At 47.6% G+C, this 11,907-nt stretch carries 9 protein-coding genes; 3 read left to right on the top strand and 6 right to left on the bottom strand.

Annotated elements, in window-relative coordinates:
• The first annotated feature begins 311 nt into the window (after positions 1-311).
• Positions 312-689: a TraR/DksA family transcriptional regulator gene (locus H8K29_RS06820; protein WP_186882956.1), complete on the top strand. Its 378-nt coding sequence runs from the start codon at positions 312-314 to the stop codon at positions 687-689.
• 119 nt (positions 690-808) lie between these two features.
• Here H8K29_RS06820 and H8K29_RS06815 read toward each other — a convergent pair whose 3' ends face one another.
• From H8K29_RS06815 to H8K29_RS06795, 5 genes are all read right to left on the bottom strand, one after another.
• Positions 809-1,972: a DUF3667 domain-containing protein gene (locus H8K29_RS06815; protein ID WP_186896961.1), complete on the bottom strand. Its 1,164-nt coding sequence runs from the start codon at positions 1,970-1,972 to the stop codon at positions 809-811.
• Between the two features lie 188 nt (positions 1,973-2,160).
• Entirely contained in the window at positions 2,161-4,989 is a 2,829-nt protein-coding gene (locus tag H8K29_RS06810) for an ATP-binding protein (protein ID WP_186896960.1), read from the bottom strand.
• Positions 4,990-4,994: 5 nt separating this feature from the next.
• Positions 4,995-5,768 (bottom strand): hypothetical protein, encoded by a 774-nt coding sequence (locus H8K29_RS06805; protein ID WP_186896959.1) that lies wholly within the window; start codon positions 5,766-5,768, stop codon positions 4,995-4,997.
• A complete protein-coding gene (locus H8K29_RS06800; protein WP_255423283.1) occupies positions 5,765-7,168 on the bottom strand; it encodes a hypothetical protein in 1,404 nt (467 codons plus the stop codon). Before H8K29_RS06800 ends, H8K29_RS06805 begins: the two co-directional genes overlap by 4 nt.
• 377 nt (positions 7,169-7,545) lie before the next feature.
• Positions 7,546-7,887, bottom strand: coding sequence for a hypothetical protein (locus tag H8K29_RS06795; protein ID WP_186882959.1), 342 nt, complete (start codon positions 7,885-7,887; stop codon positions 7,546-7,548).
• Between the two features lie 429 nt (positions 7,888-8,316).
• On the opposite strand from H8K29_RS06795, the gene H8K29_RS06790 reads away from it, so the two are divergent.
• Entirely contained in the window at positions 8,317-9,288 is a 972-nt protein-coding gene (locus H8K29_RS06790) for an SIR2 family protein (protein ID WP_186896958.1), read from the top strand.
• A 296-nt stretch (positions 9,289-9,584) separates the two neighbouring features.
• A complete protein-coding gene (locus tag H8K29_RS06785) occupies positions 9,585-9,950 on the top strand; it encodes a hypothetical protein (RefSeq protein WP_186896957.1) in 366 nt (121 codons plus the stop codon).
• Positions 9,951-10,382: 432 nt separating this feature from the next.
• Here H8K29_RS06785 and H8K29_RS06780 read toward each other — a convergent pair whose 3' ends face one another.
• Positions 10,383-11,906, bottom strand: coding sequence for a relaxase/mobilization nuclease domain-containing protein (locus H8K29_RS06780; RefSeq protein WP_186896956.1), 1,524 nt, complete (start codon positions 11,904-11,906; stop codon positions 10,383-10,385).
• Position 11,907 lies beyond the last annotated feature (1 nt).

Here is an 11,907-nt window from a genome sequence, read left to right as displayed (position 1 = left end):
ACAGGAGGCCGACTGGATGCGAGAGGAATAACAGCGTACAACAGAATTATTTCATGCCGATGATGCTTATGGGGAGCTATTTGTGCTTTGATATGCATGAGGCCGGACATCTGCTGTTGCCTAAAGCCCTGCATTGCTATCGCACGCAGACGTGTGATAACGTAGACCAGAATATTCGTCATACAGGTCAGATTTTTATATTCTTGTTTTAAGAAGAGATTGGCGGCATCCGGATTGTGTTTTATCAAGACGGTTTACGTTGATCAGAGTAATCTGGACACTTGGCAGGTCATCGATTTAAGGGAGAAAACATGAGTCTCAACAGTGCGCAACAAAACAGCTTAAAAGAGAAACTGGATGGCTTGAAGCAAAGCATACAAGAGGAATTGCGACAACATAATCCTGAAAGCTTGCAGATACTATCGGGCGAGGGCGACCGCCTCACGAATGATGCACTCAATGCCGATGAGATGGCGCAATACCTGCACCATCATGCGGAGTGGCAGGCTTTGCAGCGGGCACAGGCCAGACTCAATGAAAACGTCGCCGATATTTGCAGCGAATGTGGCAGTACCATTCCTTTTGCGCGTTTAGAGGCAGAGCCGACAGCCGAACGTTGTATCGATTGTCAGAGCAAACTCGAGGCTAACGACCATCGTCTGCATTTACATCCACATTCCAGCATGTAAATTACCAGGCTGCCGTAAAAAAAAGCCCCGCAATATATTTGAGCGGGGCTTTTTTCTTTTAAGAAAATACTGATACCGAAATATCCTATCCGTAAGTTAAGAAGTCAGAAGATAGATATTTAAACACTGACTGACAGCACAACAATCGCATAAAAAGACAGCGTGCATGTTGCAATAAAAAGTAATGCAAAGGTGCGCCAGAGTGCGCCTTTGACAGTCAGCTGATACGCTTGTTTTAGCTGCGTATACATATGCACCGGCGGTACAAATGCGAACAGCATCGCCGCAATTCCGCTGAAACCGAACCTGTTTAACAGCGCGGTGCACATCAGCAGTAAGCTCATGAAACATAATGAATACAGCGAAAAAACGGCATGGTCAAACATGACGTACTGACGTCGGAACATAAACAGCAACCACAAAAATGGCAGTGACATCGGCATCAGCAGAAAAGCAAATTTTGAGGCATTACTTTTCATTTTGTAGAGAATCAGCTCAGGATTTTTAACGGCCGTCCTGATTTTCTGTTCCAACCTTGGCAGGGCCGAAGTAATTTTTTTGTTGTCAAACTGCTGGTCGACTTTTTTGATCAGTGTGCTGGCATCGACAACCTCATTATCAGTTGCCGCGTTCCCTGTCTCCATAGTGATAGCTGCGGGCTGGTCAGGCGCTGTCGGGTCTTTTTTCTGACTTTGCTCTTTGTCAGTTTTTTGCGGCGTGTCTACTCCTTGGTTCAGTTCCTTGCGCAACTGTTTTAGTTCTTTATCTATGTCTGATTGAACAGTGCTGTCATCAGCCTGCGGTATTTTTTCTTTATTGCCGTCAGTGGTGGTGTTGTTGATGCTGACCTTGCTTTTCGTTGCAGACGATAACTTTTCTTCCTGATGACTCGCCGTCATTGAAAAAACGAAAAACATCAGGAAAATCAGAAACAGAAATAGCGCCAGCGGTGACACGTAGCGTGTCCGCTGTCCCTGAATATAATTGCGGGTTAATTGTCCGGGTTTAAAAATCAGTGCCGGGATAGTGCGCCAGGCTTTGGTTTCAAAGTGCAGCAATCCGTGTAAAAACTCTTCGGCCATATGCAGCAGAGAGCGATGAATGTGAGCTGACTGCCCACAGGCATGACAATAGGCACCGGCCAAAGGCGTGCCACAATTGGCGCAGTTGCCGGCAGGCGCATGTACTTTGGCAGCATGGGAACCGCCCGCAGCCTTTTCTGCTTCATTGACGATCAACGCCTCGCTCACGACATCCGTGGCGACATCCATTTCCATGCTCATGCAGCATCTCTCCTTCATACACTGTGACGATGGGGGTGATGTTTCCCCTTCAGCCGGCAGACAATGCCAGATATTTCAAAAAAAGCATTGTACGGTTTTTCTGAGAGATACCCCAGTGCAACTGCGGGCTGCACCGGATATTTTTTCAGACTGTCGGCTATTGATCACGAAACTGTGTATGCAAGAGGTCAGGCGCGGTTTTCCTTGCTTTTTTCCACCTTCCGTTGCAAGACGAAAATCGGCTGCGCCCATTCGGTATCTTTTTTCTTTTTGCTGGTGATCAGCGTCAGTTCTGATGGGTCGTAGACGTCGGTGTTATGCGTCAATGGCGTGGTCATCAGATATTGTGCATCGGTATTTTTCAGGAACTCGCCAACCAGCTGAATATTGCGGATATCCAGATGGGCGAACGGTTCATCAATGAAAACGAAACCGCCGGAACCATCTTCGGATTTCAGCAGACCGATCAGCAGAATCAGCGATTTCATTACCTGCTGACCACCGGAGGCTTCGCCGTCGTTCATACCGATAGGGCCTTTGCCATCGAATTTGAAACGCACATGCAAACCGGCCTGTGCCAGTTGAATATCATCGTTCTCCAGTTTCACCGGATCGGTATGCACTTCTATGCCAGCCAGTTCGCCGAGTTGCCGGATATTTTTACTGTAAGCCTTGATGGTGTAACGCAGCCTGTCCATGTAGGCGGCGCGGGCATTGATAGTCGCTTCGATTGCGCGGTTATTCTGATAACGGCGTTCATCGGTTTCTGCCTGACGGCCTTGCAGCAAGGCGTTCAGACGGGTGTACTGATCGACCACGGTCGAGTCGGTTTCCCAGTCATCGCGCGCCAGATTATTGCTCAGACTGCGGATGCGCAATTCGATCTGATGGACATTTTCATGTTCCGCCACCAGTTCACGCCGGTGCGAGGCACGCTTCCAATTCGGTGGCAGGGTATGCCAGGTATCGCGCATGCTGCGCAGGGTTTCGTATTGGGCGGCGCGTTCTTCGGCGTGACGCTTTTCTGATACACGCAGTTGCGCTTCCGCATCGGCGATCGCTGCCTTGGCCTGCTCCCATTTCAGATGGGCGACAGAACGCTGTTCTGTTGCTGCTTTCAGCAATGGGGCGATTTCACCTAAGCGGCTGCCGACTTCGATGCGCTGTTGTTTCAGCGGTTGCGTGTTACGTTGTGCTTCTTCAAATTCAGCATGACGCGCACTGAGTTCTTTCGCCGCATCCACACCTGCCAGACGCGCTTTATACGCGCTGATCTCTCCGGCGAGTTTGCTGATGTTCATGGTCAGCACATCTTCCTGCGATTGCAGGCGCGGCAGCGATTTCAGCAAGGCTTCCAGACGCTGAGTGCGACCGGCATTGCCGAAACGGTAGCGTGATACTTCGACAAACAGAGAACGGCCGCCGCGACGTTCAAAATGATAAGCGTCGGGCGTAATCCATTCTTGCGAGCGCGGCAGTTTCATGCCTGCTTCAATCGAGCCGACGGTGGAGACGCGTTGTAATTGTTCGATCAGCCAGGCCGGTGCCTGCGCGGTGAAATTCACGACCGACAGCAGGCTCTGGTCTTTGACGACGGGCGCACTGATGCGCTCAGGCACGATGAAGTGGCTGTATTTCTGCTTCTCACCAATGCGGTAAGCGGCAGCGGCGTCGCTGGCCTTATCGAGCAGTATCACTGAGGTATAGCCGCGCAACATCCCTTCCACTGCGCCTTGCCATTGCGGGTCGGTGACTTCGACAATATCCGGCAACATGCAATGCGCAATGCCTGCATCGTTCAAGGCACGGCGCATGTGGCGCACGTTTTCCGGGTCGGGCAGGGCGGATTTTCCTTGCAGAGCGGCGATGGTATCCATCTCGCTGGCGATGCGCTGGCTGAGCGCGTCGCGATCGGCTTTCTGACGCGAGAGTTCGGCTTCTTTTTTCTCTAAGTCGTCGGCGACATTGGCAACATCGGCGTCGGCTTCGGCGGCCAGTTTTTGCAATCGGCTTTTTTGTTCCAGCAGGCTTTCCTGCGGTTTCAGCTTGGCATTGATTTGCTGCAGTTTTTCACGTAGCGCAGATTCTTCGGCTTCCAGCGCAGTTTCCACTTGCTTAGCTTCCGACACCTCATGCGCCTGTTGCGCCAGATGCTGACGGCGCCCGGATAAAGCTTCATCCTGCGTCTTCAGCAAGCGTTTGCTGTTGCGCAGCGACTGGCTGGTGGCAGCGGCTCTGGCGAGGTCTTCATGGTATTGCAGCGTTGGCAGAATTTCTTCCTGCAGATCACGTTTTTCTTTATGCAGACTTTCATACTGATGGTAATTCGCGACCTTCAGGCGCAAACCTTCCAGATTGGCTTTTGCTCCTTCGAGTTCAGTTTCAAAACGCTGCAATTCGACTTCGGTATCATGCTGATGGCGCTTCGCATCATCGTAAGCATCCAGCACTTCTTTATCGCCAAAGACCTGAAACACCAGATCGAGCAACTGGCGTGGTGCGTATTCGCACAGCTTGTCGGTTTCGCCCTGTTCGAGCGCCAGCACTTTACCCATCGCATTCGACAAACCCGCATGGGATAAGCGTTTGCGGTAACTTTCCACACCTAGCCAGTCGTGTGCTTCGGTCACTTCTTCAATCTCAACTTTACCGCCGCGCATCAGATACTGACGCTTCCAGTCGCCACCGTTTTTTTCTATTTTGCAGAACAGCGTGACTTCATCTTCATACAGCCCCGACATGCGGAAAGGGCGGTTAGAAATCTGCGGCCCGACCGCACTGTTATCAACGACCGCACGTATCCATGCGGTTTGTTGGCCGGAATGGCGGGCATAGTGTTTGTAAGAGCGGCCCATAGAACATTCGAGCCCAAACAAAGTGCGCAGGGCATCGAGCAAGGTGGTTTTGCCGGAACCATTTTGTCCGGCAATCGTAATAATCTTGGCGTCGAGAGGAATATTTTTGATGCGCTGCCAGTAATCCCAGTGCACCAGTTCCAGCGATTTAATATGAAACATAAGTCTTATTCTTTTCCGGTGTTGAGGGGCGCGTCTGCCTGGGTATCGGCATCGCTGGTGTTATCTCTGGTGTCGTCGCTGATGTCATCACTTGTCGTCGTCTCAGCGGCATCAGGTTCATCGTTGGCCGGTGTCAGGATAGCAGGCGTGCGCACGGCGGGTATCTGAAAAATATCCGACAGCGCGCCATTGATGATGCGGTCTTTCAGTGTGTCGGTATCCATCAGCAGATCCAGCAGTGGACCTTCGAGAATCAGATCGCCTTTGCGTTCGATAAAGCCGACGCGGGCAAGCTGGCCGAGGTTCATATCCATACGCGTTTTTTTGCCGAGCTTGTCGCCGAAATCGGCCAGCAGTGCGCGGTATGAAATGCCGATCGAAGTATCTTCGGCGCGTGGTAAAGGTTTCTCTTTGCCGAACATATCGTTCTGATCTTCTTCGGCGAGCTGATGCGCTTCCTGACGTTCGCGTTTCGGCAAAATAATCAGCGACCACAACACCACCAGCAGCGCCACGCCATCGCGGGCGAGACCAAAATTATTGTTCTGCCAGGTTTCTTTGGTGCCGAACACTTTCGATTCGCTGTCGCGTGTCAATGCCAAAGTGACGTAATCGGCATACACGTTATCAACGAATTTCATGCCGCAGGCTTTCAGCCTCGCATCGAGTTCGGTACGGAAAATTTCATCGGATAAAGCGCGTTTGACCAGCTTGTCTTCACGGCGCAGGGTTTGATGCGCGAGCAGGCGCGCAATCAGAATTTGTGCATCTTCGGTCATGGTGTTTCTCTGTTTTTACCAACGTCGTTGCCAACGTCGTTGCCAACGTCAGTGCCGGTTTTTTTGCCAGCATTGTCGGCACTGGAAATCGTGTGAATAGTGGCAGCAGGTGCAGCGCTGATACTGGCGACGGAAAGCGCGGCGATATGAGCGTCCTGCACCTTGTGCATTTTGTCTTTGGACTGGAAGACCAGCGGCAAGCGCGCTAAATTCGCCGTCGCGCCTTGCAGTGCGGATTCATTAACGTCGCCCAGCAAAGGCAGCATCGACGCCCGATACGACGCAATCGCAAAACTGGCGGGCAGTAAAAGATCTTGCAGCGCGATCGGTTTTTCGCTCGGGTCTGATTTGCTCAGCAGCGCGAGCCAGTGGTCGAGTTCATGCAGCGCGTCGCTGTCGTCATTGGCGATGGAGACGGCATTTTCACCGGCAGGCAATGCACCGGCGACGGCCGATACACGATGGCTCAGCAATTCGCTTTCGGCCACGTCTATCATTTCAGATGGCGTGATAAACAGCGGCGTGACCGGGTTCGCCAGCGCATCGTCAGCGAGCGCGGCGAGGTCGTCTTTTTGCAGCAGCCAGGTTTTGATATCGGTCGTCGATAAACCCGACTGACCGAGATGCACGCGTTGTCGTTCGATCTGATTCAGCGCACGCGAAAACATGCCCTGCATATTCAGCAGCGCACTCTGAGCGCGGCCGATTGCCTGCGCTGCACGATGGGTGGCCGCATCGGCCCGCTCATCATGGGTGATCGCGTGTATGATTTGCGAGCCTTTTTCCACCCAGTCGCAGGCCGTATGCCATTTCTGCTGCGCTGCGCGTAACTGAAATTCAGAGCCGGACGCAATCGCATCTGAAAATTCTTCTGTCAGCTCGATCAGACGACCCAGCAGATGATGCAATTGTTCGACAGAGACGCCGCCAACCGCTTGCGCACCGGCGACCTGCGTCAGCATGTAACTCATCTCAGCCTGATCGTTATTTTCTTCCACATGCAGCAGCGATTCTATGGCGGCCAGCACATTGCGCGCGGTTGGCGTGATGCGGTACACCGACTGGCTCGCATCCCACACCAGCAGGCCGGTTGAACGCAGGCGCGACAGCACGGTTTCGAGCGCATCCGGCTCCAGATAACCGAGTTTGGCATTGATGTCGGCACGACTTAGCGACGGTGTTTCGACATCTGCCGTCAGCTCGCGCAAGACCAGCAGACGTAACAAGACGCCGTTGAAGCCGCCATGAAACAGCGCCGTGAATGCCTGCAATACAGGCTGGGCGCGCTTTAAGGGGAAAACGGCGGAAACGTCGTCGGGAGAAATACCAGTTTTGAAATACGTCTGCAGAGCGAGGTCTTCCTCAGTCTGGACGTGAGCGTCGTCACTAAAATTTTGCATACGGCATTTTACCCGCTTGCAAGGGGCTTGAGTATTGTCTGAAAGCTATTTTGAAACGGGGAAATGAGGCGATGATTGATGGTTTTCACGCTATCCGGCGCCGGTCGCAGAATCCGGAATCAGGCTGACATGGCCGCAGAATCGATCCTGGAGCCCAAATAATACTGGGGGGAGTATATTTTGAAGCCCTTTGTTTATGTAGAGATCTATGAATTTTTGGCACATACTCCCCAATTTTTGTATTTTTATAGGAAAAATGGCAGCACAATGAGGTTTTTTTCCGTGCGCTAAGCCCGCCGAACCCGTTTGCCGTTGACGGCTGGCGCCAGTAGTGACTTGTTGTGACTTGCTGTGGCGAAGTCTCGGTTTGCTCTTGCTCATTCCAGCCTTTTTTTATCGTATTTGTGTTCGACGATGCGCTGATGCACAAATTCACGCTCATCCGGCGTGGCATGCAGCAAACGCGTAACGGCAGAGCGCGGCACCCGGTAATAGCGACGACGGTTCTGGCGGGATTCAAGCGTGCGCCAGCCGCGTAAAGTCAGCCATTCCCATTGTTCATAATCGATAGGCAAAAACAGCTGCATCTTCAGCCTGTCGAGAGTGATGGTGCTGCCGAATGCCGGTTTCGCGCCGGGCGGCGGCAGCAGGCGCTGACGGCGTACATGGAATACGGTGCGTAGCTGATCCCTGAGTTTGCTGATGGCCTGATAAAGCATGGTGAGCACTCCTGCCAGAAAATATTGATCGCAAATTTTAAGCGCAAGAGGAACAAACAACGTGTAATGAATTGTAATTTTAATTACATAAGGCTGACTCGAAATTAATTTGGTAAGGCATGACGACGAAGTCAAACAACATCTTACGCATAGTGAACTCTGGAAGTCTAAGTTTGCTGCGGTGGTATTGCCCTGCCAGTGCAAGCATAATGGGATGACAGGTATCTGTTATACGACTTAGGCTTTAAATGGATGAGAGAGGGGGGAAATTTAAAAAGACAGTTGAACTCAGCCTACATCACAGAGAAAATTTGTTTGTACATCGAATCTCTAGTCAGAACTTGTCGAAAAGAACCTAAGCGATTATGAATATAAAAGCACCTTTGAATGCTTTTTGATCACGGATAAACTCAAAATTCTGAGGAAAGCATGCCAAGAAAACTTGTAATTTTTGGAAATGGCTTGGGTATGGCCATTAGTCCAACACACTTCTCATTACAACCAGCGCTAGAGGAAATTTGGGAGAGAGAAGGTTTTCTATCGGATGCACAAAAGCAACTAATCCAAAGATGCTTAGGTCGTGCAGGTGCTCCGAATGGGGAGCATGAACTCGACAAACTTCATCTGGCAATTACCTATTGCAAATCACTGAACGAAATTGGTGGCGGCGATGTTCACTGGCTAAATGAAGATGGACAGAACTTTCCTGAGATAACAGCAAAATACATTCATAAAGTTGCTACCAAGCTTCACAACTATGATGGTGGCTTACCTAAAGGATTTGAAAACAGTCTTGTTGAATTTGTTAAAGGCACTCAATCACACATAGCAACATTGAACTATGACAAGCTGTTGTACAACTCGTTTCTTGATAATGGTGTTTTTGGTTCATACTACGATACAGCATTGGTAGATGGAATGCTTAATAGTGGCTTTTCAGCCGATGCATTAGAAAGAAAGAATCCAAATAAATTTGGATACTATCTGCACCTGCATGGTTCACCCCTCTTCACCAATTGTGGTGAATCAGTAAGAAAGTTGCATCGTGATGATCTCACTCTAGATGTAGATGAAGCTAGTGAGCATATTGTTTTAACTCATGTTAAGCACAAGCCATCTGTTATTGCTGGTTCAAGAGTTTTATCAACATACTGGGACTATCTGAGGTTTGCTCTCTCGGAAGTAGAAGAGGTTTTATTATTTGGCTATTCAGGTCTAGATAACCATCTTAATGTCTTGTTGCGACCATACTTGAAGTCTATTCCAGTCAGAGTGATTGAATGGGACGATTCAGATAACAAAGCAGGCCTTGCAAGCCGTCAAGCCTATTGGAATGGCGCTTTGGGCAGTAATGTGACATTAAGACACTTTAAAAATATTACAGAGTTCAATGAATGGTAAAAAAGCACCTTCGGGTGCTTTTTTCTTATCTTGCTAGATGATACCTATTAGGTAGCAAAGGAGATGTTGTGGATAAAAATGAGCCATCAATATGGCCTCCGTACCAAGTTTTCTATATTCATTCTATGTTGTTCAATACAACATCGGCTCTACAAGCTGTAGATAGAGCATCCAAGTACATCCGAGCTATCAGTTAAGGGAAGATAGGGCCACAGGATAGAAAAGATGAACTTCTTGATTGCCTACAAAACTTTATCAATCATAGTGCCGCAGCAGCTCGGTACTTCTTTCCTTCAATGATTGGCGGAAAAGGTGAGAAAGTTTTGCATAAAAACAGGGCTGAATTTCTTAGAAAAATCTTTGGTGTAACAGAAGGCAGTCCGCTGCACGATAAAAAGCTGAGAAATGCGATTGAACACTTTGATGAACGGTTGGATATGTATCTTGAAGGCGGAATTGTTGGAAATATCTTCCCGAGTTTGATTCTGGATAGACCAGAAGAAACAGATGTTCCCCATCACATTTTCAGAGCTTTCTATCTTAATGATGGCATCTATCAAGTCTTAGGTGAGAGGCATAATGTTCAGCCAATTCTCGATGAAATTCTAAGGGTTCATGAAATGCTTGAAAAATTCGATGAGGATGGTTGTGTATTAAAGTGACACAGTACTAAACTGAATGCCAACTCAAGGAGTTACGATGGAAAACAGTCAAAAAATTACAGAAATTGCCGTTTTAGGTGGCGGTTGTTTTTGGTGTACATAAGACTAGTTATGTAGTTTTATTGCAACAAAACTCTTGTAAGTTGTTGATCTATAAGACTACCAATTTTTGGTTGATTTTTATTGGTTGTTCCATTGGTTGATTTTTTAAGGTGCTATCCCCTTGGCTGTTGCCGGTCCCCAAGGACCTCATGAGTTAGAAGGACACAGACGAGCTGGTCCAGCTTCATGGTAGGTAGCCATGCACTACGTGGAAAAAGCTGCTCTACGACCGTTTAAACGTGCTCTGTGTGGGTGTTCAGTCAACCTGCTCTAAAAAGAATGGAAGTCAAATGACTTCCATTTTTTTGGAGTAGGTGCCCTCGGCAGAGATCAAACAAATTTAGGTTTGCTCAAATTATTATTCTTGAAGCGATTTGCATTCTGGTTGATCAATTCGATTTCTGCTGCTTTTTCCTGTTGTGCTTTTAATATTGCAATCTGCTGTTCAAGTTCAGCAATTTTCTGCTTGAGTAAAAATATCTTTTTAATATCCGATTCTTTGAAGTGGTTCAAACTTCCAATTTGCAGTTCAAGATTTAATTTTGAGAAAAGCACTTGATTGATTTGAACGGAAATCAATGCTGCTCTTGATCCAGTAGCAATCTGACCAAATGCAGAAATCGTAGGTCTACTATTGTGACCACTAGATTTTTTCTGTTCCTGCTGGTTGGACTTCACAACAATAGGATCACTAGGTTTGCTCAACTCTGATTTTTTATTATCTAACTTCTCAAATGCTTCTTTTTTTTTCAATGATTGAATGACTTCTTTATTTCGTTGCTCCAACATGATTTGCATAGCTTTCATTGGGGCAGGTGGTTGACCTGAATTCTGTTGTTGCTGATTCTGTTGCTTTGTTTGTTGGGCAGGTTTTGAAGGTGCAGATTTTTTTGACTTCATTGACTTTGGTCCAAAAGTACGAAGCTTCTTTTCTTTTTGTTGATACTGTTTTTTGAAAAACTCAAGACGAGTCTGTTTCAAACGATCAATTTTTTCCTTGTTATTGTTGAATTGATCCTGAGTCAAATCTTTGGAATTATTTTTTGATTGCTGAAAATCTTTGGACTGTTCCTTTAATTTTTTATAATCAGCACCTTCTTCAAAAACAGAACCTTTCAAGCGAATAGCTTTCTGCTCACCTTCTGGCTTGAATGAAATATAGTCTTCACCAACTCTGGTGACTTCACCTTGTTCTTTAAGTAGATCAATAATATCTTGGCGATTTTTGATCTCATCATTTTCAATGGCAGACTTGAAAATTTCTTCCAAATTATTCTTAATTTCTTTGTGAGTATGTGCCTGTTTGCAGATTTGGGAAGTGGCTTCTTTCAATGGAATAATTTTCTGTTCAAATTTTGAACGAGAAATTTTCATTGGATCTGTTGTGACTTGATCGTAACCAAGTAAGTGATTTGTGTTTTGAACCCAAGCATCATTGAACTCATGTTGAAGTGTTCCCGGTGGAAAAGGGTTCATTTGCTTTCCAGTAGTCAACTCTGTGGTTGCTAAAAAATAATTCAATTCGAGGTTTCCTTTATCAAAATGAGAAACCCAGGCGATTGAATAATTTTTATCTTTTTCAAGTCCAGGTAAGAAGGTGGCTTCAAAGTCTTTCATGATCGCCAGTTGTTGTTTTAAGCTGGGTTTTTCTGTATCACGAAATGACAAACAACCAGTCGCATACTTGTGTGCTCTGTTGGTCATATTGGCAATTTTGGCGACATTACTTGGATCACCTTCCAGAATTTCAGGTGCAACAGAACGAAGCTTTCCAGTGTGATCTTTATCACTCAAAAGATAATTAGCAGCCTTTTGGGGGTCACCTTTCCCATGCTTCATTCTGACATGGAGCATT

The organism is Undibacterium sp. CY21W (assembly GCF_014284265.1).
Lineage (GTDB): Bacteria > Pseudomonadota > Gammaproteobacteria > Burkholderiales > Burkholderiaceae_D > Undibacterium > Undibacterium aquatile.
This window is presented reverse-complemented; position numbering and strand designations above follow the sequence as displayed.